Genomic DNA, 25,898 nt, shown 5'->3' with positions numbered 1-25,898 from the left:
AGCGCCTGAGTCGGCTTGTTTTTGTTCTGCCGCAGCTTTCCATTTCGACTATAGTCGAGCCCCTGTCAAACCCCCTTCGGTTGAAATTTAGAAAATGCGCCCTATTGACGCGGGCGATCCTTTCCGTCGGCGTCTTTATAACTATTCGAAACCGGATTTATTGTGCAAAGCAGCATCGTTCCCCGAGCATTTCTACTTGCGCGCCGGGAGGGCGGCCGCGCGCTTCAAGCCGGATCGCGGCCGCGAGACCGGGAACCTTCTTGCCTGCCATAGTGCAGACGCGCCAAACGATTGCGCCGAGGGTAAAAGAGCCGTACAGATGTTTCCATTCGCTCCGCCGGATCGCTGGAGTTTAAAATGGCGCGGACTGACGCGTTGATTCCGAGAGTTGCGCTTGGAGTGGCGCTTGGCGCCGCGTTGCTTTTGATCGCCCCCGCGCAGGCGCAGATCAGCATCAAGCCCGAGGCGCTGACGCATTATTCCTACTGCGTCAGCGCGGCGAAGGACCGCAGCAGCGTCTTCCTGCTCGATCGCGGAACAATGTACAGATGCGGCGACGATATCGCAGTGTCATATTTCAATTATCTCGGCAGGCAAAAAGCGCCCGAGAAGCGCGTCGTCCTGGCGGAGGGAGTGTTCGTCTACCGTATGATCGCCGGCGTCGGGAAATGCTGGAACAAGATTGAGGACGCCTACGGCAATCCGACGTCGACCTATGGGTGCGACATTTACATCGAGCTTTGACAGAGGCCTGGCGCCTTCGTCCGGCCACAAACGACAATCGCTTTGCAAGCAAGGCGGATCCGCGCACAGACGGGGAGATAATATGCTGCACAAGGGTTCGGAACGCTCATCCAGATCGCTCGCCGGTAGACGCGCGGGCCTCATGCGCGGGCAGCGCCGCCGCGCCGGCTTCACGCTCGTCGAAATGCTGGTGGTGCTCGCGATCATCGGCTCGATCGTCGGCCTGGTGGGCCCGCGCGTGCTCAATTACCTTTCGGAGTCGAAGGTGAAGACCGCGCAGATTCAAATGGAGAATTTGGCCAGCGCGCTCGACTTGTTCTACCTCGACGCTGGCCGCTATCCGACGACGGACGAAGGGCTCAACGCGCTGGTGCAGCGGCCGGCCGGAGTTTCGTCCTGGAGCGGACCCTATCTGAAATCGGCGGGAGTGCCGAAGGATCCATGGGGCCATCCTTATCTCTACCGGGCCCCGGGCCAGAGCGGCCCCTATGACGTCGGTTCGATGGGACCGGAAGGCCGCGAAGGCGGCTCGGGCGCTCTATCGCGAACCGCCCAGTCCAAGTGACCGCAAGCGGGAAGCGGCCCTCCCCGCGCGCCAGTAAAAAGCGCGCGGGTTTCGCCCTGCTCGCCGTGGTTTGGGGAACGGGGCTCATCGCCATTCTTGTCGTCGCCTTCATGACCAACGGCCGACTGCGCCTGCAAACGGCGCACAATGTCGCGAGCGCGACGCAGGCCGGCTATATCGCTGAAAGCGCGATCAATCTCGCAACCCTGACTTTGCTGTCAAAAAAGGACGCCAACCCGGCTATTGGCGCCGCGTCCGCCGCGGAGCCCGAGCTCTATGACGGCGCGCCGCATTTCTGCGTCCTCGACGGCGCCGCCGTCGCGCTTTCGGTGGAGGAAGAAGGCGGCAAGATAGATATCAACGCCGCCGCGCCGGAACTCATCCAGACCGCGCTCGTGGGGCTCGGGCTCGAGGAGGGCGCCGCGAAGCAGCTCGCCCGGGCGATAGAAGCCTTTCGAACGGCGCCCGCCGGAGGGATCGCGCAGATTCGGACGGCGCCGCCGGCCTCCGACAAGCCGATGGGGCCGAAGGAGGGGTTGTTCGAGACGGTGATGGAGCTCGATCAGGTGGGCGGCATGAACCCGGCGCTGTTTCGCGACCTCATCCCGTTCGTCACGGTGCACTCGCGCAGCCCCGGCGTGGACGCACGTACGGCCCCTCCGGCGCTTTTCGCGGCGCTGGCGAGCTATCCGGCCCAGGACGTGCAAGAACTGATGGCGCGGCCCTACCCCAACAGCGTCAATCGCAAAGACCTGCGTTTTCCCGCGAATTTCAGGCAGATCGCCGATCCCGGGGCCTATCTCATCCACGCCGAGGCCCTCCTCGCGACCGGGCAGACGGTCGTCAGGGAGGCCATCCTCGATATGCGACAGACCAACGGCAAGCCCTTCGTCTTCAAGGAGATGCGGCGCGGCCGGTCGCATTATGCCGACCAGCTCAAGGACATGATCGCCACAAATGGCGCCGGCGCGCCCGACTGCTGACCGGTCAGCGCGTATCGCGATCGGCGCGCCAGGGGCTCTTCGACCAGGGATCGAATAGCGTGCGCCGCGTCGCCTGCTCGATGTCGTGCGGGCGCCCGATGGCGCGCGTCGAGATGTCGAGCAGCTTGCGTTTATATTCCTCGGTGATCTCGCGTCCCTCGCTCAGGGATCGCACGACATGCGGCGTAATCATGATGACGAGTTCGCTCTTGATGATCGCGTCCTGCTTGTCCTTAAAGATGTTCCCCAGGATCGGCACGTCGCCGGCGACGGGAACCTGGGCGCTCTGGCGGCCGGTCTGATCCTTCACCAGGCCGCCCAGCATCAGCGATTCATTGTCATTCACGACGACCTGAGTTTTCACGCGGCGTTGCTGAATCGTCGGCGTCGTGCTGCCCGGAGGCGTATTGGGGTCGACGTTCGACACCTCCTGCTCGAGTTCCAGCATGACGCGGCCGCTTTCGCTGATATGCGGCGTGATTTTCAAAATGACGCCGGTGTTCGTGTAATTTACCGAGTTGAATGTGTTGCCGATCGCCGAAACGCTCGTGAGCGTCTGCACCGGTATCTGGTCGCCGACCTGCAACATCGCCTCGCGGTTGTCGAGCACGGTGAGCGAGGGGGTCGAAATGATGTTGACGTCGGTGATGGAATTCAGGGCGTTCAGCGTCACCTGCTGATTGAGCGAGTTGAAGGCGTAGGCGAAGCCCGGGAAGACGGCGCCGGTGGGGACGCCGAGCAGATTCTGCGGACCGATCTTGGCGTTGGCGGCGGGCGTTTGCCCCTGCCCGCTCGAAAAGCCGAACAGATTGGAGTGATTCTGCATGAACCAGCGCACGCCGAAGCGCAAATTGTCGTTGAGACTCACCTCGGCGATGGTGGCTTCGAGGAAGATCTGGTTGGGCAGGACGTCGAGACCCTCGATGACTTGACGGATGCGCCGGTAATCCTCTGGCGTCGCCATGACGACCAGCGCGTTCTTCGCGTCGTCCACGCCGATCTTGTAGCGGTCGTTGTCGAGGCTGACGGCCGGCGTCGGTCCCGGACCCATGCCATTCTGCTGTCCGCCCGGCACGCCCAGCCCGCTGACGCCGCTCGGCCCGCCCGAGCCGCCGAAGCCGCCGCCGCCAAATCCGGCGCCCATGCCGCCGCTGCTGGACCCAAGGCCGCCCGCCGCGCCGCCAGCCCCGCCCAAACCGCTGCTGGATCCAAGGCCGCTGCTGGATCCGAGGCCGCCGCTGCTCCCGAGTCCGCCGCTCGCCGTCGGCCCTGAAGCGGACAGCGCGCCGAGCGGACTCGTCGAGCCTTGCCCGCCGCTGCTGAGGCCGCCCGACGACATGGAGGACTGGCCGAAGCGCGGCGACACGCTGGCGTCCGCCTGGCCCTTGGCGCCGAAGATCGAGGCCAGGACGACCATCATCTCCTTGGCCGGCCTGTTCTGAACGCGGTAGGTGAAGAACTGCTTCTCCGTATGCTCCGCTCGAGCGTCCAGCTTGTCGATCCAGGCGCGGGCGCGGGAGATATATTGGGGCTGGGAGGAAATGACGAGAATGGCGGAAAGCCGCTTGTTGCCAATGAAGCGGATCATGCCGCCCATCGGGCCTTCCTTCTCCGAGCCGAAGACATTCTTGAGATCGTCGGCGAGCATGTCGGCGTCGCCGCTGCGCACCGGAACGAGCGCGAAGGACATGCCCTTCATCGTGTCGATGTCGAACATGGAGACCGCGTCCATGAGCGTCGCGACGTCCTGCGGCGTGCCCGAGAGCGTCAAAGTGTTGCGCGCGTCGTCCGCGCGCACGATGCTGCCGCGCGCCGCGATCGGCTCAAGCACGCGCTTCATCTCCGAAGCGGAGACATAGCGCAGTTGGACGACTCGCGCGCCCTCGCCCAGCGCGTCGCTCGCATCGGACGAAGCAGGGTCGCCGGAAATGGCCTCGCCCGAGACCGCCGCCTGATCGGTCGGAACGACCTTGTAAATGCTCCCCGACCTGACGACGGAGGCGCCGGAAACGCGCAGCGCCGATTGGAAGAGATCAAGCGCGGCGCGTTTGCGGACGGGGCTGGCCGTGTGAACCGTCACCTTGCCGTCGAGTTTCGGGTCGACGACGAAGTCCGCCCCCATGATGTCGCCAATGACGATCTTGGCCGCCTGGGGGACGGGCAGGTTGACGAGGTTGAGGGTGACGCCGTCGTCTCCCACCGGCTCCGAAGAGGCCGCGCGACCGCGCGCCGAGCCGATAAACTTGCCTGTGCCCGTCGCGACGATGGCCTTTCCCGTCGCGGTGCGCGGGCGCAGGAGCCCTTCGGATCGCGAGCCGCCCCCGCCTTCGCCCCGAGCCGAATGCGGCATCGGCTCAAAATTCCATTCAGCAATGGGCGGTCCGCCGCCCGCGGTCGGCGACTCACATCCTGCGACGCTCGCGACAGCCAAAGCCAGGGCAGATGCTCGTAGGACCAGACGCAAATTTCAACCTGTAGTTTGAACGCAAGCCTGTACTGACTACGCGACGGCTTAACACGTTTACGAAACCTGCGCCACGAGGCGACAATGCAACCGAGCATCCTTTGCAGGGCGTTTCCGCGCGGCCCGACGACGGGGGCGCGCGCCCCGGAAATGCAGAAACAGGCTTTGCACGAAGAAAACACGAAAAAAACGCGGCGAGATCGGGGCAAACCCTGGCCGCAAGAGAAGGATAAACGGTAAAAATGGTAAAAAATGCGGATCGCCCAAACTTTCGGTTAACCTTAACAGCCGCCGCATGCCGGCGCCGGCGGCGCGCTCTCGCGCCCCTTGCGCGCGACATCCTCCTGGCGCGCGGCGATGGCCGCCCGCTCGCCCCCGCCGCGTGGACGGCGATTTTCTCTCTGCTCGCTCACCTCGCAGAAGCGCCGAGGGTCGGATATTTCCTTGCGCCGGGCCTTCTGCTCTTCGTTGGCCTCTGCCTGATCGCGCTCTTCGACGCGCGCTATTTCGTCATCCCCGACGGCCCGCTGGCTGCGCTCGGCCTTTGCGGCGTCGCGGTCGCGCTTGCAAACGCTCCCCTGGAGGCTCCCGCCCGGCTCGCCGCGGCCGCCGCCGCCTATGTCGCGTTGCGGCTCGTCGATCTCGCTTACGAGAGCCTGCGGGGCGCGGCCGGCGTCGGCCAGGGCGACGCCAGGCTCTTTGCGCTCGCCGGCCTGTGGCTCGGCTTTCCCGGCCTGCCCGGTTGCCTTATCTATGGGGTGCTGTCCGCGCTGCTTTCGGTCGTTCTGGCCATGCGCCAGGGAACACACGACAGCGCCCGCCAACCCATTCCCTTCGGCCCGCATCTGGCGCTCGGCTTTTGGCTTGTCTGGGTCTTCGGGCCGCTGGAAACCGGATAAGCCGACGCTTCTTGCCGAGGGAGAGCGCGACGGCGCTATCGCTGTCTTATCGCCACAGTGGCCTGGGCCTCGATCACCTGCCCGAGGCGGTTCGCGCCGATCTTGATCGCGACGAGTTCCGGCAGGCCGGCGTGGCTCGCCCATGCCGGGCTCCACGCCGGCGCCTGACGCTGCTGCTGCACAATGCCCTGCTGCGCCTGCTGGACGCCGAAATAGGCAAGTTCGAAATAGGCGAGGTTCTTGAGCACGACCGTCTTTTTCATCGCGCCGCGCTCGACGACGAGCCCTTCGCGCGGTCGATAAGGTCGCGTCCAGACGGCGAGCTCGGAGCCCTCCGGTCCGTTGTCGATGCCGATCTCCGTGAGAATGAGCCCGCCCCATTGCGCGCCGCCCTCGCTGAGCGCGACGAAGCTCACGGCGTTCGCCGAACCCGCCAGGGGCGGCGGCGGAGGTTCCGCTGAAAGCTGCTGCCGCTGCTGCTGCAACTGGTCTGTCGCGATGGTGTAACCGCGCCCGATCAGGCCGGCCGTCGCGCGCGTGGCGCTTTCCACTTCGTCCAGAGACTCGCTCGCGCGCGTCGTGTCCCAGGCGCGCACGCCAAGATGGATGCCGCCCATGATCGAGGCGGTAATCAGCGAAAGAAGGCTGATCGCCAGCAAAAGCTCCAGCAATGTGAAGCCGTCGGGCGCGCGCCGTCTCATTGGCCGAAAGGCTGCTGAGGTTCGACGGCTCTGATCTTCACGGCGGAAAGCGTGAAGCTCTCGCCGTAGCCCGAAGGCTTCTTGATCTCCAGGCGCGCATGGAAGCTCGTCGCCACCGGCATTTGACTCATGGCGTTGGCGACGGCGCGCCCCGGCGTGACGGAAAGGAACCAGTAGAGACCATCGGGATAGCGGCCGCTCGTCTCCCCGAAAGGCGGGGGACCGTCCACGCCCAGCGCCTCGAGATGCGCCGCGCCCTGCCGTGCGGCGCGGAACAGGAAATCCGCGCGCGACTCGTTGCGCGCGCCGCCGCTTACGCCGTTGAGCAATTGCGCCAGCGTCATAGCGAGGATGGCGAAAGCCGCGAGCGACTCGATGAGAGAAAAACCCTTCCGGGACTTCAGGCGAGCGCGCATGAGGCCTCCCCTGTCAGCCAGTTCACCGCGACGGTTGCGCGCGCCTCCGGGATTTGCAGCGTCATATCGCCGCCGGTAGAGGCGCCGTCTGGAAAGAAGGTAATGGCGCCGGCGCGTTCGGAGACATGCTGCGTATTTGCGATGTCGAGCGTCAACGAAGCTTCTGCGGGGAATTGCCCGACGCCGCCGACCGGCGAGGCGTATGTCTTGCTGAACAGATCGACGACGACCGACGCCTCGCTATTGGTGGCGATGGCGCGGGAGCGCGTCGCGCGCAGGGTCGCGCAGAAGGACCGCGTCGCGCTCTCCAGCCGCAGACGCGCGGACGGCGGCCGCAGAAGCTGCGCCGACATGCCGGCGAGCAACGCGACGAGCGCGAGAACGACGAGCGATTCCAGCATGGTGAAACCCGCGTGACGGCGCTGCCGGAAGCGAATCCGCCGCATTACTTCACCGCGAGATCGTTGATGCTGAGCACCGCGTCCATCACCGTCATGATCAGACCGCCGACGACGGCGGCGATGAAAATGGTGAGCGCTGGCGTCAGCATTCCCATCGCCCGCTCGATCGAGCGTTGCGTTTCCCGCTCGAACATCACGGCGACGCGCAACAGCATGTCGCCGAGTTGCGCGGTTTCCTCGCCGATCGTCGTCATCTGCATCGCGACGGGCGGGATATGGGGGACACTGCCCATGGCGCCGCTCAGGCTCGCGCCGCCGCGCACGGCCTCGATCACGCCGGCGAGCTCATTGTTGAGGAAATGATTGGTGACCGCCGTACGCGCGCTCTCGAGGCCCTGCAGCAACGGTACGCCCGCCTTCAGCATGGAGCCCAGCGTGCGCGAGAAACGCGCCGTAGCGAATTGCGCGAGCAGGGGGCCGATGACGGGAATGCGCAAATAGAACCGGGCGATGGCGATCTGCCAGGCCGGGCGCGTCTGGGCCATTTTATAGAAGATGACGACGACGCCGACGATGGCGGCGAGCGCCATGCCGATCGCGCCGGCATTGGCCTGAATGTTCAGAATGAATTGCAGTCCGGACGGCATCTCTTTGCCGTTGTCCGCGAAGATCGGAGCGATGCTCGGCACCAGCGTCCCGAGAACGACGCCCGTCGAGATGATGGCGAGCGTGATGAGCAAGGCCGGATAGATGAGCGCGCTCTGAATCCGCGCGCGCAATTCGAGCCGACGCTCCAGCATGTCCGCGAGATCGCCGAGCGCGGGGCCGACCTTGCCCACGGTCTCGCCCTCGCGCACGACATTGACATATTCGGGACCGAACACGTCCGGCCGCCGCGTCAGCGCGTCCGACAACGAGGCGCCGTCGACGATGCGCGCGAGAATTTCCTGCGCAAGTTCGCGCATGGCCGGCGTCGCGCCCTGCGCGGAGAGGATGCGCAGGCTCTGGTCGAGCGGCACGTCGGCCTGTTCCAGCGTCGCGAATTCGCGGGTGAAGGAGGCGACCTGCGCCGCATTCAGTCCGCGCTTGCCGAAGGAGATCTGCGCGAGTCGCCCTGCCCCGGCGGGTTTCGCCTCGCGCGTTTCGAAAGGCGTGAGTCCGCGCCGAAACAAGGCGTCTTCCGCCTCCTCGCTCGTGCGCGCTTCGATTTCGCCTTCGAGCAAATCGCCGGAATTGCTGTAAGCGCGGTACTTGAAGGTCGGCATGGCCCTATTCCACCCGCGTGACGCGCGCGACTTCCTCGATCGTCGTTTCGCCGCGCCAGGCCTTGGCCATGCCGCACTGATACATGGTCGTCATACCGCTTTCACGCGCGGCGGCTTCCAACTGCGCGTCGGGGGCGCTCTCGCAGACGAGCCGCTGCATGCGGTCGTTCATGATGAGAAGCTCGGCGATCGTCGAACGACCGGAATAGCCAAGGCCGCGGCATTGCGGGCACCCTTTGGGCGAGGAAAGCTTGTCGGGGCCCCTGGCGAAATCCTCTCCCGCAAATTGCGCGCGCACCTGCACGCGCGTCTCCAGAGGGGCCGCGCAGTTGTGACAAAGCCTGCGCACGAGGCGCTGGGCGAGCACCCCCTTCACGGTAGAGGCGATGAGGTAGTTCTCGACGCCCATGTCGATGAGACGCGTGATCGACGCCGCGGCGCTGTTCGTATGCAGGGTCGAGAAAACCAGATGGCCCGTGAGCGACGCCTGAATGGCGATCTTCGCGGTCTCCGCGTCGCGAATTTCGCCGATCATGATGATGTCGGGGTCCTGGCGCAGAATGGCGCGCAGCGTATTGGGAAAATCCAGCCCGATCGCCGGCTGCACCTGAACCTGATTGACGCCCGCGAGCTGATATTCGATCGGGTCTTCGACAGTGAAGACTTTCACGTCGGGCGTCGTCAACTCTTTGAGCGCCGTATACAGCGTCGTGGTTTTGCCGCTGCCGGTCGGGCCGGTGACGAGCACGATGCCGTTCGGATTGCGCATCACATGGCGCAATTGCGCGGTCGTCTTCGGCTCGAAGCCGAGCTTGTCGAAATCGAGCGCGATCTGGCTGCGGTCGAGAATGCGCAGCACGATGCTCTCGCCATGCGCCGTCGGCAGGGTCGAGACGCGGAAATCGATGTCGACGCCGCGGATCGCGAGCTTGATGCGCCCGTCCTGCGGCAGGCGGCGCTCGGCGATGTCGAGCCGCGCCATGATCTTGATGCGCGAGGCGATGGCGGCCTTGAGGCCGGGCGGAAGAACTTCCGCCGTTCGGAGAGCGCCGTCGATGCGGTAGCGGACCTGCACCGCCTCCAGCGACGGCTCGATATGGATATCCGACGCCCGCGCCTCGATGGCGTCCGCGACGATCTGGTTCACGCGGCGCACGACCGGCGCCTCGTTCGCAATGTCGCGCAGGCGCTGCAGGTCGAATTCGCTCGCGTCGTTGACGCGGGAGTCGCTGTCGACGAGCGACACGCCGTCCTGCCGCGCGCCGTAAAGCGAAGACCAGGCCTTGTCGAATTGGGCCGGCGTCGCAAGGCGCAGTTCGATCTGATAGCCGGTCGAATAGGCCAAGGCCTGCACGGGTTCGAGATCGAGCGGGTCCGTGACGCCGAGCTTAAGTCTGTCGCCCTCGACCGAGAGCGGAAGCAGCCGGTTGGCGTGAATGAATTTCTCCGGGATCTCGCCCCGCAGCGGCGGCTCCATCGGAACGTCGCTCGGCTCGAGCTGCGGAATTTCCAGAAATTTGCCCAGATGGGCGCAGAGATCGGCTTCCGAGACCAGACCGAGTTTTGTCAGGACGTGATCGAACCGCTCCCCGCTCTGCGCCGCGGCGCGCTGCGAGCGCTGGAGAGCGAGTTCGTCGATGGCCTTTTCGCGCAGAAGAAACGCGCCGAAGGCGGCGGCGAAAGCGGGACTGTTGGCGTCGGGCCAAGGCGCTCCGCCGGCCTCGGCGCCGCTCTGGGCAATCTCGGTCTGCGCCTCCATCAAGGCCCTTTCAGCGGCGTGGGTTTCGACGTGGGAATGACACATTTATACGTCAATTGCATCATCAGCCTGAAAATGAGTCGAGTAATTCTTCACCGCGATGTCGAGCACTGAAGTGTCCGCCGCCGAGAATCTTGCGCGTCCGAGCGCGCGCCGCCGCGCGGCGATCATGATCGCCTTGTTCGCGCTGGCGGGCGAGGCGGGAGCCGCGCCTGCCGCCGCGCCCGGAAAAACCTATTTCTTCGCAACGCGCGAGGCCTGCGCCGCCTCCGGCGCCTTCAGCCCGCGCGAATGCGCGGCGGCCTTCGCCAATGCGCGGTTGCAGCTTCGCGATATCGCGCCCCGCTTCGCCTCGGCGGCGGAATGCCGCCTCAAATTCCGGCTCTGCGAAATCATCCGGCCGGAACCGCAGGGGGAGGACGCCATGGCCTACGCCCCCGCCGACGACGCGGCCTCCTACACGCCCATGGCCCTTGGGGTGGAGATGGTCGCCTCCGCGAGAGGCGCCGAAGCGGCGCCGACGCTCGCCATCGACACGCGGGCGCGGCTCTTTCCCTATTTCCCCGTATCGCACGCCTATCAGCCGCGCCGCGACGATCCGGCGCAGCTTGGCGCGGTTGAGGAAAACCCGAGCATTCTTTCGGCTGACCGGTTCGAGCCTTTCTCAAAGCGCAAACCGGTCGGGAGCGTGACCACGTTCACGGCCTCGGCGCTGGGCGCGATCGAAGGCGCGACGCACGACTCCGCTCCCGCCGAGACGCCGGAACAGCGCCGCGCCAGGCTCAAAGCGGCGCCTTTCTTCGAGTAGAGGGACGCCGGCGCGTCGCATTGCCAGCGCCAGAGGCGGCGGTTATGGTCCCCCGACTTTCTCGATGGCGCGCCCTGCCGCGTCTACTCTAGTTCGTACGGAGTCGCCTGTCCTTGTCGAGCGAGTTCTGGACGCGGGATGTCATCGAAGGCTCGCTGAGAAACGCGGCCAAGCGGCTCTTCGTCTGGTATCGCCGCGAGTTCTTCCGCCTCTTCCCGCCCGAGACCGTAACCTGGCTCACCGATCGCGGAGACAGGCAACTGATCCTGCGCGCGGGCGACCGCGAGCTTTGGTGCGTGGATCAACGCCGCACGCCATTGTGGAGTCTCGGCGCCGACGAAATCGCGGCCGCCTCGCTCGAAGAGGCGCTCGCCCGCCGGGGCGTCGCACGTCACGCGGCAAGGCTCGGGCTCGAAATCGACGGCTCCGCCTTTTTCGTTCGTCGCTTTGACATTCCTGCGGCCGCGCTGAACAACCTGCCCAGGCTTCTCGCGGCCGACATCGAGCGCAAGACGCCCTTCCGCCTCGCCGACGTCGTCTACGGCCAAACGACCGAAAAACATCCGACTTCGCCCGACAAGCTGCGGGTGAGCCTGTGGATCCTGCGTCGCGACTTTGTCGAGAGCGCCATCGCCAATGCGGGCGTCGACATTTCCGACGTCTCCTTCATCCGCCCCACCGGATTGAAGGACACAGCCAATCCGGCGCCAGTGATCACGCTTGAGCGCGCCACGGAGATCTCCCACAAATTTCGTTACATTGGGCTCGGCCTTTGCGCTGCGACTGCGCTCTTCGGCGCGATCGGCGTGGGCGCGACCCTCTGGCGCCAGTCGGCTCTGAATGAGGAACTGGACGCCAGGATCCAGGAAGCCTCCGCGCGCGCCACGCGCGTGCGCCAGGTCGTGGATCGCGCCTCTTCGGAGAGCCGCCTGCTCTCGGTGCTGCGCAACGCCCGCCGCGACGGGCCGCTTTTCGCGGATCTCTGGGAAGAGACTGCGCATATCCTGCCGGACGGCGCCTTCCTGACCGATTTTCGTCTTTCCGAGCCCAAGCCGAACGAAAAGGCGGTGGATCTCGTCGGGTTCGCCGACTCGGCGGTCGGCCTTCCCGCGCTTTTCAACAAATCTCCGCTCTTCGCCGACGCCGGACTGACGGCCCCGATCACGCCCGATCCGCGCGAGAAGCGCGAAGGCTTTTCGCTGCAGACCAAGCTCGAACAGAGAAAGTCGGCAAGCAAATGAACCTGAAGGCCATCGCGGACGCGCCCGCCGGAAGACGCGCAATTTTCATAGGCGTCAATCTCCTCGCGCTCGCGCTTTTCTACCTGATCTTCATCGAGCCGGCGCGGCGCATGATCGCCGACGGCGCGGAGGCGATCGCGCAACGGCGGCAGACCCTCGCCCGCTATGAAGCGGTCGCTTCGCACGAAGAGCAGATCCAGGAATATGCGCGGCAGGTGGCCGACATCAATGGACGCGGAGAACTCCTCGACGGCGACAGCGACGGCGTCATTAACGCCAATCTGCAGGCGCGGCTGAAATCCATCGCGGAAGCCGCGCAAGTGACCGTCCGGTCGATACAGATGCTGCCGGTAAAGCCGTTTCAGGGCGTGACGCTCGTCGGCGCCCGCATCGACGTGTCGGGCAGCTATGAAAACGTCCATGCGCTGGCGCGCGCGCTCGAAGGCGCCCCGCCCCTGATGATCATCACCGCCGCGATGATGCGCAGTCAGGCGATGTTCTGGGGCGGCGCCCCGGCGACGCAGGGCGATCCCGACATCGAAGCGCAGTTCGACGTCTTCGGCGGTGCGCCGCAGAAGGGACGCCAATGAGCCGCCGCGACGTCAAGGAGCGGATCGCCGGCGCCGCAAGCCAGGCCCATGACCTGGCGCGGCGGCTCGCGACGCCCCTGCAGCAGGCGCATCTCTCGCCTCTCGCCGGCATGATCCTGGCGTTTCTCGGCCTCACGACGCTCGGGTCCGCGCTGTTCGCCGCCTATGCGATCCTCGGCCCTATCGACTCGGACGCCGGCGTGAATGCGCCGGACTGGACCCCGCCGACGCTCGCGGTCGTCGATCTCGATCCGCCCAAGCCCCCCTCGGCGGATGTGGAGACTCTGTCGCGTCCGATTTTCACGAAGACCCGCAGGCCCTCGCCCAAAACCACGAAGCCGGCGGCCGAAGCTGACATGGGTCCGGTCTCGGCGGCGCCAAGCGGAATCACCGTCGGCGCCATCGTGAAAGACAAGAAGAAAGGCCAGGCCTTCATCGTCTCCCTGGATACTCCGGACGGCGCCTGGAAGAAGGTTGGCGATACGGTCGACTCCTGGACGTTGGCGACGATCGAGGGAGTGGAGATCATTCTGAAGAGCGGGCAACGAACCGCGAAATTGAAGCTTTATCCCGAAGAGCAGGCCGAACCGGGCCCCAATGGGCCGTTCCCGCCTCCGCCTCCCCCGCCGCCCCCATTGCCCGCGCCGGCGTCACGCTGATCACCGGCCGGCGATTTTTCAAAAGATCCGTCAGCCCGCCTTGACCGACGATTCCTCTTGCCCGGGGGGCCGCATCTCGTCGTCCACGAGCGGCGCGCGCAACATCAAAATAGCCCCCATTTACGGTGTCCAGGCGATTGACGGGCGTTCTTTTCGGCGTCTCCCAACTCGCGGAGCGCTTAATCGCCCGTTAAGCCTTGCGATGCGTTCGTTACAAATTTCAGTTGCATTGGATTTTTGGCGCAGTGATGTTGTCAATCAAATCCATGCCCTGGAGCCGCCGTCATGTTCAACGCCAAGCACCGGGAGACGCGAGAACGCGAACAACTGACGAAGGATTTGCGCCGCGCCTTGAAGGCCGGCGATTTACGCGTTGTTTACCAGCCGATTCTGGACGCGAAGCGCGAGCAGACCGTCGCCATCGAGGCGCTCTGCCGTTGGCGCCATATGACGCGGGGAGACATTCCGCCCGCAGTCTTCATCCCTATCGCCGAAGAAACCGGCTTGATCGCCGCGTTGGGCGAATTCGTTCTGCGGCGGGCCTGCGGGGATGCGCGCAACTGGCCGAACGTCATCCTCTCCGTAAACGTGTCGCCGCAGCAATTCGAGACAGAGCGCTTCCCGAAGGTCGTCCGTGAAATCCTCACGGAGACAGGATTGGAGCCGACACGGCTCGAGCTCGAACTCACCGAGAACCTGCTGATCGCGGATCTGGAGCTCGCGTGCGGAAAAATGCGGTCGCTGCAAGAGCTGGGCGTGCGCCTCGCCCTGGACGATTTCGGCGCCGGCCATTCGAGTCTGAATTATCTTTTGTCTCTCCCTTTCGACAAATTGAAGATCGATCGCATCTTCGTCTCGAAAATCGAAACGGGCGCGGCGAGCGCCGCCATTATTCACGCCATCGTGGGCATCGGCCGCGCGCTCGGCATGCATGTCACGGCCGAGGGGATCGAAACCGCCGAACAGGAGCAATTTTTGAGAATCGCCGGCGTTCATTCCTTCCAGGGCTTCCGCTTCTGCCGCCCCATCGAGGCGGCTGAAATCTCGAAGCGTCTCGCCGCGGAGGACGGGGCGTGCAAAAGAGAGGTCCGCCTCGCGCTCGCTGGCTGAGTCTCGGCCTTAGGACGCGCCTTGCGCAAAGGGTGAAACGATCCGCGTGCCGACGGGCGCCCCAAAATGAGCGCCGGAAGCGATGTGTGCGTGCGCCGGCGTCATCTCGCGCGCTCGTCTATCACTGAGCCTCGCTCGCGCTCGCGCCGGAATTGCGCTCGATCTCCTCCATATCGGCGTCCGAGAGGCCAAAATGATGGCCAATTTCATGCACGAGCACATGGGTGATGATGTCGCCGAGCGTGTCGTCGCTCTCGGCCCAGAAGTCGAGGATGGGTCGCCGATAAAGCCAGACCATGTTCGGCTCTGCGCCTGTCTCGGAAAGATGCTCGCTCTCGGTGAGGCCGCGACCGCGAAAAAGGCCAAGAAGATCGAATTCGGTTTCGCACCCCATCTCGTCGAGCGTCTCCTCGTCCGGGAAGTCCTCGACGTGAAACACGACCCCCTTGCACAGACGTCGGAACGATGCAGGCAGCGCGGCGAAAGCCGCGTCGGCGAGCGCCTCGAGTTCCACAAGCGTAGGGGCGCTTATCCGCGCCCAGTCGAATGATGATCCGTCAGCCATTTTTCCATGCGCCAGTTCGGCCGGGAGCCGGACGACGGCCCGGCGGCCGCGGCATTTTAGCCGGAACGCCCGTTGGGGAGGCGACAATTCAAACGGCGCCGTCGCCGAATGCACAAGAGAAGGAAACAGGCGCCTCGGCCAGTAAAAAGGGGGACCGCCAGGCGATCCCCCTTTCAAATTCGTCCTGGCGCGGCGCTTACTTCCAGTCGCGAATGTCGATGAAGCGCCCTGCGATCGCCGCCGCCGCCGCCATGGCGGGCGAGACGAGATGGGTGCGGCCCTTGAAGCCCTGACGGCCTTCGAAATTGCGGTTCGAGGTCGAGGCGCAGCGCTCACCCGGCGCCAGGCGGTCCGGATTCATGGCGAGGCACATGGAGCAGCCCGGCTCGCGCCATTCGAAGCCGGCGTCCTTGAAGATTTTATCGAGCCCCTCCGCTTCGGCCTGCGCCTTTACGAGGCCCGAACCCGGCACGACCATCGCGTTGACATGCGCGTCGACCTTCTTGCCTTCGACCATCTTGGCGGCGGCCCGGAGATCCTCGATCCGGCCATTGGTGCAGGAACCGATGAAGACGCGGTCGATCGCGATGTCAGAGACTTTCTCGCCGCCCTTGAGCCCCATATAGGCCAGCGCGCGCTCGATGGCCGCGCGCTTCTGCGGCGTCTTCGCGGAGTCGGGTGTCGGCACGGTTCCGTCGATGGCGACGACATCTTCGGGCGAAGTTCCCCAGGTGACGGTCGGGGCGATTTTGCTCGCGTCGATCCTCACGACCTTGTCGAAATGGGCGCCCGCGTCGGTGTAGAGCGTCTCCCAATATTTGCGCGCCATCTCAAACGCCTCGCCCTTTGGACCCTTGGGACGATCCTCCAGATAGGCGAAAGTCTTTTCGTCGGGCGCGATGAGGCCGGCGCGGGCGCCGCCCTCGATCGACATGTTGCAGACCGTCATGCGGCCTTCCATCGACAGGTCGCGGATCGCTTCGCCCGCATATTCGATCACATAGCCGGTGCCGCCCGCCGTGCCGATCTCGCCAATGATGGCGAGGATGATGTCCTTGGCGGTGGCGCCGTCAGCGAGCTTGCCGTCGACCTGCACCAGCATGTTCCTGGCCTTCTTCTGGATCAGCGTCTGCGTTGCGAGGACGTGCTCGACCTCCGACGTGCCGATGCCATGCGCCAGCGCGCCGAATGCGCCATGCGTGGAGGTGTGGCTGTCGCCGCAGACGATCGTCATGCCGGGCAGCGTGAAGCCCTGCTCCGGGCCGACAATGTGCACGACGCCCTGACGCTTGTCGTGTTCGTTGTAATATTCGACGCCGAATTCCCTGGCGTTCACCGCGAGCTGCTCGACTTGCGCCTTGCTCTCCGGATCCTCGATGGGGAGCGAGCGGTCGGTGGTCGGCACGTTGTGGTCGACGACCGCGAGCGTCTTTTGCGGCGCGCGCACCTTGCGGCCGGACATGCGCAGGCCCTCGAACGCCTGCGGGCTCGTCACTTCGTGGATGAGGTGGCGGTCGATATACAGCAGGCAGGCGCCGTCATCCTGGCGGTCGACGACATGGTCGTCCCAGATCTTGTCGTACAGCGTGCGCGGCCCGGTCGAATTGGACATGGTCGTTCCTCTCGCCGCTTCCGCGGCCCATCCCCTCGCTTCGCTCGACCTCTCCCCTTGGGGAAAGGTGAAGCCCCTTGAATTGAGGGTCTTCTAACCGTAACGCAAGCGTCATGGAAGAGAGTTCGCGCACCCGCCCCGCCGCGAGGCCCCATTGACCGCCCTTCCCCCGGGCCTGTCCGCCGCGATCGCGGCCCAGCTCGAGCGACGCCCGCGCAAGGCGCTGACCGACAGCGCGCATCGCCTCTCGGCGAGCTATCGAGCCCGCAAGCCCACGACCGAAGCGATCCGCGACGAGACCGACGCCCTCGCCTATGCGCTCACCCGCATGCCGGCGACCTATGCCGCCGTCGCCGACGCGCTGGCGCGGATTGCGCGGGAACAACCTGGTTTCTCGCCGAAAACCCTGCTGGACGTCGGATGTGGCCTGGGCGCCGGCGCCTATGCCGCGACCGCCGTCTGGGCGGAGATCGGCCCCGTCGAGATGGTCGACCGCAGCCGCGCCTTTCTGACGCTTGCGGCGGCGCTCGCCGCCGAGAGCGGCGCAGCCTCCCTCGCGGGCGCGACGATCACGACGGCGGACATCACGCAGCTTCCCGATTCCGTCGCAAAGGCCGACCTCGTCATCCTCGCTTACGCCCTTACGGAACTTGCGGAAGCCGATCTCCTTCCGCTCGCTGACGCCCTCTGGGCGCGCACCGGCCGCGCGCTCGTCATTGTCGAACCCGGCACGCCGCGCGACCATGAGCGGCTGATGCGCCTGCGCGGCCGGCTGGTCGAAAAAGGCGCGGCGATCCTCGCTCCCTGCCCCCATGCGGGCCCCTGCCCGCTCGCGCCGCCCGACTGGTGCCATTTCGCGGCGCGCCTTCCCCGGTCCCGGGAACATAAATTACTCAAAGGAGCCGACGCGCCTTTCGAGGACGAGAAGTTTTCCTATCTCGTCGCGGCGCCGGCCGGGACGGGGGCGGCCGCGCGCATTCTCGCCCCGGTGCGGCGCTCAAAGGCGGGCCTTACGCTAAAGCTTTGCGAAACGCGCGGAACCCGCGAAATTTTCCTGCCAAAGCGCGACAAGGCCCGCTATGAAGGGAATCGCAGGAAGGCGTGGGGCGACGCGCTCGCCGCTACGCCGGAGGAGACCGGATGACACGACCGAGGGTTGCGCCTTATTTGACCGTCAGTCCGGCCGCCGCGGCAATCGCCTTCTATACGGGCGCCTTCGACGCCAAGCAGCGCGCGATCATGCCCTCCGTCGACGGCCTGCGCATCGCCCACTGCGAATTGCTGATTAATGGCGGTTCCGTGATGCTGGCCGACTTCTTCCCGGAATTCGGCCAGACCCGCGTGCCCATGCCGGGCGACAATGCGACGGTCTCGATCAGCCTCGAATACGACACCGGCAAGGAAGTGGACGAGATCTGCGCCCGCGCGGCCAAGCTCGGCGCCAAGATCGAAACGCAGCCCATGAACTCCTTTTGGGGCACGCGTTACGCCAGCCTCAAGGACCCCTTCGGCCATCGCTGGATCTTGAACGGTCCCCTGGACAAGTAAAACGCGCCGACGTGAGGCTGTTATCCGTTTCCGGCATAATTTACGCTGGCGCAACGACGGCGCCGCCCCCGCCGTGACCGAAGAGGCTGCCTTGCACGACATCGCCGCGCCCTCCGACAAGACCGCCTTCCTGACCCATTTGAAGAGCGACCCGCGCCGCATCGGCGCCGCCATCGTGCTCGGCTTTTCCACCGGCCTGCCTTTTCTCCTGGTCTACAGCACGCAGTCGGCCTGGCTCTACGACGCCAAGGTGCCGATCGAGACCATCGGTCTCCTGAGCGAGATGACGCTGGCCTACAAATTCAAATGGGTCTGGGCGCCGTTCCTCGACGAATATGACGCGCCGTTTTTCGCAAAGCTCCTCGGGCGGCGGCGCGGCTGGATCGTCGTCTCGCAGATCGCCACGATCCTCGCATTGATCGGCGTCGCTTATGGCGACCCCGCCAACTGGCTCGCCTGGACGGTGCTCTTTTCCTTCGCGCTCGGAATCGCCGGCGCGACGCAGGACATCACCGTCGACGGCTGGCGCATCACCGTCGCGCCGAAGGAAAAGCTCGCCTTCCTGACCTCGGTCGCCGAGATGGGCTATCGCGTAGGGACGCTCGCGGCGGGCGCGGGCGCCCTCTACATCGCAAACTTCTACGGCTGGCGCGCCGCCTATCTCTGCATGGCGGGAATCATGCTTTTCGGACTGACGGCCGCCCTCGTCGCGCCGGAGCCGCCCTCCGATTTCGAGCCGCATCGCGAGCGTCCGGATTTTCTCTTCACCGTCACCGAGCCGATCAAGGAGCTTTGGCGCCGCCTCGGGCCGATGGCGCTCGCCATTCTTGTCCTCGTCGCGGGCTTCCGCATGCCGGGCTATGTTTCGGGCGCCATGGCCATGCCGCTCTTCAAGAGCCTGCGTTTCTCCGAGGCCGACATCGCGACCGTCACCAAAGTTTTCGGTTTCTGGATCGCGCTCGGCGGCACCCTGCTCGCCGGCATCGTCGTGAAGAAACTCGGAATGATGAGAAGCCTGCTGATCGGCACGATCGCGGGCTCGGCCTCGCATCTGTCGCTCGCCTGGCTCGCGGCGCACGGCCATGACTTCACCGATTTCGCGCTCGCGGTCGGCGTCGACGGATTCGCCTACGCCTTCGCGCAGGTGGTGCTCATCATCTACATGTCGTCGCTGGTTTCGACGGAGTTCGCGACGAGCCAATACGCGCTGCTCACCTCGCTCTGCGCCCTGCCCGGCAGCGTGCTTGCCGGCGCTTCGGGCTTCATCATCAAACACACCGGCTTTCCCGCCTTTTTCGTCGCTACTTCGCTGATGGGCGTTCCCGTCGCCATCCTCGCCTGGTGGGTCTGGCGCGAGCAGGAGCGACGCGGCGCAGATATGCTCGCGGAAACCAGCCCCGAACGCGCGGCGGAAACCGATTAACGCAAAGCATAACGCCGCGGGCGGCGGGACCGGCCTCCTCTCCGAGCGCTCTTGGCTTTTTCTCCCATTCATGTTGCCCGCGCAGCCCCTCGTCCCAAGTGACACGGAATCGAAGTTGGCGGGGGCGTTTTGAAGGAGCAAACCGATGCTGCGCAATTTGACGATGGCGACGGCTCTCTCCGGCGCACTGGCTCTCGCTTTGGCGGCGCCCGCCACTGCGGAATGGGGCGGCGGATATGGCGGCACGCCGACTCCCGGCGCTTCGCAAAGCGGGAAAAGCGGCTCTTCCAATTGGGACGAAAAAGGCGGCTACGGCGGCGGCAGCCAAAAGAACGGCGGCGATAAATGGGGCGGCGGCGCTTCCAGTCGCGGCGGCGATCGCTGGGGATCGGATGGCGGCGGCTATGGCGGTCGGGACAGGGAACGACACGGTCGCAGCGATGACGGTTACGGCCGTCGCGGCGGCGACCGCTGGGGTCACGACGGTTATGGCGGCCGAGACCGGTGGGGGCATGACGGCTACGGAGGTCGAGGCGACCGGTGGGGGCGCGGCGACGATCGCCTTTCTTGCCGTGAAATGCAGCGCAGAGGCTATCGCATCGCCTGCAGAGGCGACCATGGCGGCTATGGCGGCGACCATGGCGGCTATGGCGGTCGCGGCTACTAGACTAAATACGCATAACCCAAGCGGTTCTAGTTCGGTTAGGACCACTCGATTCGACGCCTCTCCTCGCATCGTCTCAAACCCTGCGAGCGCACGCGTGCGGGCGCTCGCAGGGTTGACGATGGGGCGAGGACAGCTCTTGGCGAGCGCGATCCCGGCCGCGCGCAACGCGTCGGCCGGAGCCTCCCGGGGACGGTGCGTGCATTCCACATCGAGCCTGGAAAGCTCGGGCGCGTAGCGGCGAACATAATCCCCTTCGGGATCGAACTTCTCGCTTTGCAGCAGCCGTCTAAGCTCTCGTGGATTCCGAGCGCGCTTTACGCGAAAAACCGGCGCCCGATTTTCCGCAGGACGCGCTCCGTATCAGCGCCTCGCGTGATTGATCCCGTAGAAAATGTAGATGGCGAGGCCAATGCCGGTCCAGATAAGGAGCCGTAGCCAGGTGTCGAGGGGCAGAGCGACCATCAGCGCCAGGCAGGACAGAATACCGAGGATCGGCATCACCGGAATGCCGGGCGCGCGGAAGGGCCGGTGCAGCTCTGGATGCGAATTCCGCAGATGAATGACGGCGATGCAGACAAGCGCGAAAGCCGCCAGCGTGCCGATGCTCACCATCTCGCCGAGAATGTCGATGGGCAGCAGGCCGGCGGCGAGCGCGACGACGACGCCGACCAGAATCTGGCTCACCGCCGGCGTGCGATAGCGGTCATGCAGCCTGGCGAAGACCGGCGGCAGCAGCCCGTCATGCGCCATGGTGAAGAAGACGCGGGTTTGGCCGTAGAGCAGCGCGAGAATGGCCGTCGTCAGGCCCGCGAGCGCGCCGAGCTTCACCACCCAGGCGAGCCAGGACACGCCCGTGCGATCCGAGACCAGCGCCATAGGGTCCGGCACGCCCAGCTCCTTGTAGTTTACGACGCCCGTCGCGACCGCCGCGACAGCGACGTAGAGAATGGTGCAGATGATCAGCGAGCCGACAATGCCGATGGGGACGTCGCGCTGCGGCGTATGCGCTTCCTGCGCCGCCGTCGAAACGGAGTCGAAACCGACATAGGCGAAGAAGACGACGGACGCCCCGCGCGCCACGCCGCTCCAACCGAAGACGCCAAATTCGCCCGCATTCTCCGGAACGAGCGGCGACCAGTTCGCGACGTTCACATGCGCCGCGCCGAAGGCGATCACCATCAGCACGACGGTGACCTTCAAGGCGACGATGACATTGTTGAACCGGGTCGACTCGCTCGTTCCGCGGACGAGCAGCAGGGTCAACAGAAGCACGACGCCGGCCGCCGGCGCGTTGAAGAAGCCGTCAGGCGTGGCGAGATAAGCGCTGGTGAACGCCGGAGGAATATGTATCCCCAAACCCTGCATCACGCGATTGAAGTAGCCCGCCCAGCCGACCGCGACGGTCGCGGCGCCGGCGGCGTATTCCAGCACGAGATTCCAGCCGATGATCCAGGCGAAGATCTCGCCGAGGGTGACATAGGTATATGTGTACGCGCTTCCCGAGACCGGGATGAGCGCTGCGAGCTCCGCATAGCAGAGCGCCACGAAGGCGCAGGCGAGACCGGACAGGACGAAGGAGATCATCACGCCCGGCCCCGCATAATTGGCGGCGGCCGTGCCGGTGAGCACGAAAATGCCCGCGCCGATGATGCCGCCAATGCCCAGCGCCATCAGCGACGCCCAACCGAGCGCGCGCTTCAGCCCGTCTCGGTCATTCTCCGCGTTATGCGCGGCGATGATCGCGACGACGGATTTTCGCGTGAGATAAAGCTTCCGCGCGATCTCGGACAAGGGTCGCCCTTTCGCATGTGCGCGGCGCGAGTTTGCGGCCGCGTCAGGGAATTCGCGCCGATTATGGTTGCGGCGCAAAAAGATACAAGCGGAAAAGCCCCGGCTCGGATGTGCCCGGGCGCACGTCGCTAGACTCGTCCGTGTCGCGCATAATCCAAAACGATCCCGGCCGCGCGCGCGCTCGGATTGCGGCCCGCAGCGACAAGGCGCTCGCGCACGCGGCCGAACGCCGCTCGCTGCGCCTCGCGCGCCGGATCGTCCGCGAGGAGCGGCGCGAGCGCGCCGGCGAGGGCCTGCGCCGTCGCCTGCTCCTGCAGGAATTCGGGAACCGCGTTCTCCCCGATCACGAGATTGGGCAGGACGATGGAGTGAACATTGACGAGAAACCGCAACCAGGCTTCAAGACGCGAAACCTTGTAGGCGACGGCCATGGGCGTATCGGCGAGCGCGAGCTCCAGGGTCGCGACGCCCGAGGTGACGAGCGCCGCCCGGGCCCGTCGAAAGGCGTCGAACTTTTCCGGCTGCATGAGCAGGCGCGGCGCGATCGGCCAGCCTTGCAACGCGCGACGCAGCGGCGTCTCCATATGCGGCGCGACGGGAATGGCGACGTCCAGGCGCGGATGGTCGCGCAGGAGAAGCGAGAGCGTCTCGCCGTAAAGCGGCGTCATCCGCTCGATCTCCGCGAGGCGGGAGCCGGGAAGGACAAGCAGCAGCGGATGTCGTTCCAGGCGCGCGCAAGGCGTCAGTTCGTCCAGGCGTTCAACGAGCGGATGACCGACATAGACGCAGCGCGGCCCGCCGAGCCGGGCATGGGCTTCCGGCTCGAAAGGCAACAGCGCGAGCACGCAATCGACATAGGGGCGCATTTTCCTTGCGCGGCCAGGCCTCCACGCCCAGACGGTCGGGCTCACATAATCCACGATCGGCAGAGACGGGAGCGCCCGGCGCACTCTGCGCGCAACGCGATGCGTGAAGTCCGGGGCATCGACGATGACGAGGCAGTCGGGCCTCGCAGCGATCGCGGCGCGCGCTGTCTCATCGATGCGCGCGAGCAAAGTCGGCAGGCGGGCGACGACGGGCGCCAGGCCCATCACAGCGATATCCGTCATTGGGAAAAGCGAGGCGAGACCTTCCCGCGCCATCTGCTTTCCGCCGACGCCCGAAAAGACCGCGTCTCCATGCGCGTCACGCAGGGCGCGCATGAGCGACGCGCCCAATGCGTCTCCGGACGCTTCCCCGGCGACGAGAAAAATGCGCGGCGCCGTCACGTCGCTTCGCCGCGGACGCGGGGCGCGCAAAGGGAGCGCTTTTTCATCGCGCGCAGAAAGGCGACGATCTCGGCGACATCCGCGTCGTCACCGTGGACGGTCGCGACTTCGTCGACGCGCTCGCTGAGGGCTCGGCCGCTCGCGCCAGCGAAAAGCCGGCGATAGGCTTCGCGCAGACGGGAAATGCGCTCGGGCGAAAAACCGCGCCGCTGCAGCCCCACGACATTGATCCCGAAGAGATGCGCGCGATTGCCCCCCGCGAGACCGAAAGGAATGACGTCGCCTTCGACGCCCGCCAGGCCGCCGATAAAGGCGTGGGCGCCGATGCGAACGTTCTGATGCACTGCCGTCGCGCCGCCAATGGCGACGTGATCGCCGATCTCGACATGCCCCCCCAGCAGGACCTGATTGGCGAGAATGACGCCATCGCCGAGACGGCAATCATGCGCGACATGCGAATAAGCGAGAAAGGCGCAACCGGCGCCCACGCGCGTGCCGGCGCCCACGCCGGAATTGATGGTGACGCCCTCGCGGATGACGCAGTCGTCGCCAATCGCGACGGCGCCTTCGGCGAGCGCCGCTTTCAGGTCCTGAGACGGCGCGCCCACCGAGACGAAAGGGAAGATCCGCGCGCGGCCGCCGATCGTGGCGCGGCCGGCGACGACGACATGAGAATGGAGCACGGAACCGGCTCCGATCTCGACCCCGGCGCCGATATGGCAAAACGGGCCAATGGCCACGCCGTCATGTAGACGCGCACCGGTTTCGACGATCGCTGTCGGATGAACTTTCGTCTGCATCGTCGCGACCGCGCGGCGTCGGGCCTCAGGCCCCCATCATCGCGCTGATCTGCGCCTCGCAGACAAGCGCGCCGTCGACCATGGCCTTCCCGTGATACCACCAGATATTCCGTTTCTGCGCGGTCTTCGTCATGTGGAATTCCACGCGGTCGCCGGGCGTGACGGGCTTGCGGAACTTGGCCCCGTCGATCGTCATGAAATAGACAAGCTTCGGACGCTCCGACTGTCCCTGCGCGCGCATCACCATCACGCCGGCCGTCTGGGCCATGGCTTCGACGAGCAGCACGCCCGGCATGACCGGCCGTTCGGGGAAATGACCCATGAACTGCGGCTCGTTGATCGTCACGTTCTTGATGCCGACGCCGAACTCGTCTCCCCGAATGTTCGTGATGCGATCGACGAGCAGAAATGGGTAGCGATGCGGCAGGGCGCGCAAGATTCCAAGGATATCCACGCTTTCCAGCGTCGCGTCGGCTTCCGTTCCAGACATTGTCTCCCCCTTCTTGAATCGGGCGTCTGCCGCGCCCCCTTGGGGGTCTTTTATATTGCCGCGTCGGGCTTGTCGCGCCGCGCCATCTTGTCCAACGCCGCCGCCGCCCGGAGAAAACGTCGCAGCGGGCGCGCCGGCGACCCGCCATAGCGGCCGCCGGGCGGCACGTCGCGCATCACGCCTGACTTGGCCGCGATCGCGGCGCCGTCTCCGATCGTCAGATGGCCGGCCACCGCCGACTGGCCGCCGAGCGCGACATAATCTCCGATCACGCATGAGCCCGCGACGCCGGTCTGCGCGACGATGGCGCAGAAACGGCCGATGACCACATTATGCCCGATCTGCACAAGATTATCGATTTTCGTGCCTTCTCCGATAATCGTGTCGCGCGTCGCACCGCGATCGATGGTGGCGTTGGCGCCGATCTCGACGTCGTCCTGGACGATGACGCGGCCAAGCTGCGGGGTCTTGAGCCAGCCCTTCTCGCCCTTCGCGAATCCGAAGCCGTCCTGGCCGAGCCGCGCGCCCGGGTGGATGATGACCCGGTCCCCGATGAGCGAGCAGATCACGCTCGCCTGCGCGCCAATGGCGCAATCGCGGCCAATTCGCACATGGGGGCCGATGACGGCGTGCGGACCGATAGTTGTGCCGGAGCCGATCTCGGCGCCCGGACCGACGAACGCCCCCGGATCGATGACCACGCCCGGCTCCAGTCGCGCTTCGGGGTGCACGACCGCGCCGGGAGACACGCCGCTCGCGCCGAAAAGCGATTCCGGCCGCAAGGCTTGCGGAAACAGCGCGGCGGCTGCGACCGCCATGGCGCGCTGGGGGTCGTCGGCCAGCAAGCCGATGATCCGCTCGGGCAGGAGATGCGCATGGCGGGGACGAATGAAGCAGGCGGTGGCGCGGCAGGACGCGAGCGCGTCGACATAGCGTGGCGAGATGAAAAAGCAGAGATTGCCGCTATGGCCTGCGGCGAGGGGCGCGACGCCGGTGATGACGGGGGACGTTTCCGATGTCGGGGACGTCTCTTGGATGACGGCCCCGGTCAGTTCGGCGATCTCCCTCACCGAGTAGGGCCGGGAGAGGTGAAAGAAGGCTGCTACGCTCATGCGAGCCGGTCGCCAGA

At 65.6% G+C, this 25,898-nt stretch carries 26 protein-coding genes and 1 pseudogene; 13 read left to right on the top strand and 14 right to left on the bottom strand.

Translation table 11 applies throughout. From position 1 onward, the window contains the following. Positions 1-357: 357 nt before the first annotated feature. The 3 genes from ACNHKD_RS08785 (at position 358) to ACNHKD_RS08775 (ending at position 2,292) form a co-directional block, all read left to right on the top strand. On the top strand, positions 358-744 hold the full coding sequence (locus ACNHKD_RS08785) for a hypothetical protein (RefSeq protein WP_442756671.1): 387 nt from the start codon (positions 358-360) through the stop codon (positions 742-744). A gap of 82 nt (positions 745-826) precedes the next feature. After that, positions 827-1,309, top strand: a complete 483-nt coding sequence (gene gspG / locus ACNHKD_RS08780) for a type II secretion system major pseudopilin GspG (protein ID WP_442756670.1) — start codon at positions 827-829, stop codon at positions 1,307-1,309. Continuing rightward, entirely contained in the window at positions 1,306-2,292 is a 987-nt protein-coding gene (locus ACNHKD_RS08775; protein ID WP_442756669.1) for a general secretion pathway protein GspK, read from the top strand. The genes gspG and ACNHKD_RS08775 overlap by 4 nt, the downstream gene beginning before the upstream one ends. Positions 2,293-2,296: 4 nt before the next feature. On the opposite strand, the gene gspD is transcribed toward ACNHKD_RS08775, so the two are convergent. Next, positions 2,297-4,642: a type II secretion system secretin GspD gene (gspD, locus tag ACNHKD_RS08770; protein ID WP_442756668.1), complete on the bottom strand. Its 2,346-nt coding sequence runs from the start codon at positions 4,640-4,642 to the stop codon at positions 2,297-2,299. A gap of 356 nt (positions 4,643-4,998) precedes the next feature. Between gspD and ACNHKD_RS08765 the strand changes: the two genes are divergently transcribed. After that, on the top strand, positions 4,999-5,655 hold the full coding sequence (locus ACNHKD_RS08765; RefSeq protein ID WP_442756667.1) for a prepilin peptidase: 657 nt from the start codon (positions 4,999-5,001) through the stop codon (positions 5,653-5,655). A gap of 35 nt (positions 5,656-5,690) precedes the next feature. Here the strand turns inward: ACNHKD_RS08765 and ACNHKD_RS08760 are convergent, their stop codons facing one another. Genes ACNHKD_RS08760 through ACNHKD_RS08740 form a run of 5 tightly spaced genes read right to left on the bottom strand, consistent with a single transcriptional unit; the run spans position 5,691 to position 10,197 of the window. Beyond that, a complete protein-coding gene (locus ACNHKD_RS08760; protein ID WP_442756666.1) occupies positions 5,691-6,356 on the bottom strand; it encodes a prepilin-type N-terminal cleavage/methylation domain-containing protein in 666 nt (221 codons plus the stop codon). Further along, positions 6,353-6,772, bottom strand: coding sequence for a type II secretion system protein (locus ACNHKD_RS08755; RefSeq protein WP_442756665.1), 420 nt, complete (start codon positions 6,770-6,772; stop codon positions 6,353-6,355). The genes ACNHKD_RS08760 and ACNHKD_RS08755 overlap by 4 nt, the downstream gene beginning before the upstream one ends. Beyond that, positions 6,757-7,218 carry a GspH/FimT family pseudopilin gene (locus tag ACNHKD_RS08750; protein ID WP_442756664.1) on the bottom strand — a complete coding sequence of 154 codons (462 nt, stop codon included), beginning with the start codon at positions 7,216-7,218 and terminating at the stop codon, positions 6,757-6,759. The genes ACNHKD_RS08755 and ACNHKD_RS08750 overlap by 16 nt, the downstream gene beginning before the upstream one ends. Next, positions 7,218-8,438 carry a type II secretion system F family protein gene (locus ACNHKD_RS08745; RefSeq protein ID WP_442756663.1) on the bottom strand — a complete coding sequence of 407 codons (1,221 nt, stop codon included), beginning with the start codon at positions 8,436-8,438 and terminating at the stop codon, positions 7,218-7,220. Before ACNHKD_RS08745 ends, ACNHKD_RS08750 begins: the two co-directional genes overlap by 1 nt. Positions 8,439-8,442: 4 nt before the next feature. Next, positions 8,443-10,197 carry a GspE/PulE family protein gene (locus tag ACNHKD_RS08740; RefSeq protein WP_442756873.1) on the bottom strand — a complete coding sequence of 585 codons (1,755 nt, stop codon included), beginning with the start codon at positions 10,195-10,197 and terminating at the stop codon, positions 8,443-8,445. Between the two features lie 100 nt (positions 10,198-10,297). On the opposite strand from ACNHKD_RS08740, the gene ACNHKD_RS08735 reads away from it, so the two are divergent. The 5 genes from ACNHKD_RS08735 (at position 10,298) to ACNHKD_RS08715 (ending at position 14,605) form a co-directional block, all read left to right on the top strand. Next, entirely contained in the window at positions 10,298-11,005 is a 708-nt protein-coding gene (locus ACNHKD_RS08735) for a DUF1190 domain-containing protein (RefSeq protein ID WP_442756662.1), read from the top strand. A 113-nt stretch (positions 11,006-11,118) separates the two neighbouring features. After that, a complete protein-coding gene (locus tag ACNHKD_RS08730; RefSeq protein ID WP_442756661.1) occupies positions 11,119-12,246 on the top strand; it encodes a PilN domain-containing protein in 1,128 nt (375 codons plus the stop codon). Next, positions 12,243-12,836: a type II secretion system protein GspM gene (gspM, locus tag ACNHKD_RS08725; protein ID WP_442756660.1), complete on the top strand. Its 594-nt coding sequence runs from the start codon at positions 12,243-12,245 to the stop codon at positions 12,834-12,836. Before ACNHKD_RS08730 ends, gspM begins: the two co-directional genes overlap by 4 nt. Then, on the top strand, positions 12,833-13,495 hold the full coding sequence (locus tag ACNHKD_RS08720; RefSeq protein WP_442756659.1) for a hypothetical protein: 663 nt from the start codon (positions 12,833-12,835) through the stop codon (positions 13,493-13,495). The genes gspM and ACNHKD_RS08720 overlap by 4 nt, the downstream gene beginning before the upstream one ends. Positions 13,496-13,780: 285 nt before the next feature. Continuing rightward, the gene (locus ACNHKD_RS08715) at positions 13,781-14,605 is read left to right on the top strand and encodes an EAL domain-containing protein (RefSeq protein ID WP_442756658.1); all 825 of its coding nucleotides are present in this window, start codon (positions 13,781-13,783) and stop codon (positions 14,603-14,605) included. A 121-nt stretch (positions 14,606-14,726) separates the two neighbouring features. On the opposite strand, the gene ACNHKD_RS08710 is transcribed toward ACNHKD_RS08715, so the two are convergent. Then, a complete protein-coding gene (locus ACNHKD_RS08710) occupies positions 14,727-15,170 on the bottom strand; it encodes a metallopeptidase family protein (RefSeq protein ID WP_442756657.1) in 444 nt (147 codons plus the stop codon). Positions 15,171-15,366: 196 nt separating this feature from the next. Beyond that, positions 15,367-16,782, bottom strand: a complete 1,416-nt coding sequence (leuC, locus tag ACNHKD_RS08705) for a 3-isopropylmalate dehydratase large subunit (RefSeq protein WP_442756656.1) — start codon at positions 16,780-16,782, stop codon at positions 15,367-15,369. Between the two features lie 154 nt (positions 16,783-16,936). Here leuC and ACNHKD_RS08700 point away from each other — a divergent pair, with 154 nt between their 5' ends. The 4 genes from ACNHKD_RS08700 (at position 16,937) to ACNHKD_RS08685 (ending at position 20,420) form a co-directional block, all read left to right on the top strand. Further along, positions 16,937-17,926, top strand: coding sequence for a small ribosomal subunit Rsm22 family protein (locus tag ACNHKD_RS08700; RefSeq protein ID WP_442756655.1), 990 nt, complete (start codon positions 16,937-16,939; stop codon positions 17,924-17,926). After that, positions 17,923-18,330, top strand: coding sequence for a VOC family protein (locus ACNHKD_RS08695; protein ID WP_442756654.1), 408 nt, complete (start codon positions 17,923-17,925; stop codon positions 18,328-18,330). The genes ACNHKD_RS08700 and ACNHKD_RS08695 overlap by 4 nt, the downstream gene beginning before the upstream one ends. A 91-nt stretch (positions 18,331-18,421) precedes the next feature. Further along, a complete protein-coding gene (locus ACNHKD_RS08690) occupies positions 18,422-19,753 on the top strand; it encodes an AmpG family muropeptide MFS transporter (protein WP_442756653.1) in 1,332 nt (443 codons plus the stop codon). 145 nt (positions 19,754-19,898) lie between these two features. Then, a complete protein-coding gene (locus ACNHKD_RS08685; protein ID WP_442756652.1) occupies positions 19,899-20,420 on the top strand; it encodes a hypothetical protein in 522 nt (173 codons plus the stop codon). Between the two features lie 132 nt (positions 20,421-20,552). Here ACNHKD_RS08685 and ACNHKD_RS08680 read toward each other — a convergent pair. From ACNHKD_RS08680 to lpxD, 6 genes and pseudogenes are all read right to left on the bottom strand, one after another. Continuing rightward, positions 20,553-20,699 (bottom strand): annotated as a pseudogene (locus ACNHKD_RS08680) (FAD-binding domain-containing protein); the annotation flags it as partial. A gap of 81 nt (positions 20,700-20,780) precedes the next feature. Beyond that, entirely contained in the window at positions 20,781-22,211 is a 1,431-nt protein-coding gene (locus tag ACNHKD_RS08675; RefSeq protein ID WP_442756651.1) for an amino acid permease, read from the bottom strand. Between the two features lie 128 nt (positions 22,212-22,339). Continuing rightward, on the bottom strand, positions 22,340-23,479 hold the full coding sequence (lpxB, locus tag ACNHKD_RS08670) for a lipid-A-disaccharide synthase (RefSeq protein WP_442756650.1): 1,140 nt from the start codon (positions 23,477-23,479) through the stop codon (positions 22,340-22,342). Beyond that, positions 23,476-24,279 carry an acyl-ACP--UDP-N-acetylglucosamine O-acyltransferase gene (lpxA, locus tag ACNHKD_RS08665; RefSeq protein WP_442756649.1) on the bottom strand — a complete coding sequence of 268 codons (804 nt, stop codon included), beginning with the start codon at positions 24,277-24,279 and terminating at the stop codon, positions 23,476-23,478. The genes lpxB and lpxA overlap by 4 nt, the downstream gene beginning before the upstream one ends. 25 nt (positions 24,280-24,304) lie before the next feature. Beyond that, on the bottom strand, positions 24,305-24,769 hold the full coding sequence (fabZ, locus tag ACNHKD_RS08660) for a 3-hydroxyacyl-ACP dehydratase FabZ (RefSeq protein WP_442756648.1): 465 nt from the start codon (positions 24,767-24,769) through the stop codon (positions 24,305-24,307). Positions 24,770-24,819: 50 nt separating this feature from the next. Then, positions 24,820-25,881 (bottom strand): UDP-3-O-(3-hydroxymyristoyl)glucosamine N-acyltransferase, encoded by a 1,062-nt coding sequence (gene lpxD / locus ACNHKD_RS08655; protein WP_442756647.1) that lies wholly within the window; start codon positions 25,879-25,881, stop codon positions 24,820-24,822. Positions 25,882-25,898 lie beyond the last annotated feature (17 nt).

This window comes from Methylocystis sp. JAN1, from assembly GCF_052186135.1.
Taxonomy (GTDB): Bacteria; Pseudomonadota; Alphaproteobacteria; order Rhizobiales; family Beijerinckiaceae; genus Methylocystis.
This window is presented reverse-complemented; position numbering and strand designations above follow the sequence as displayed.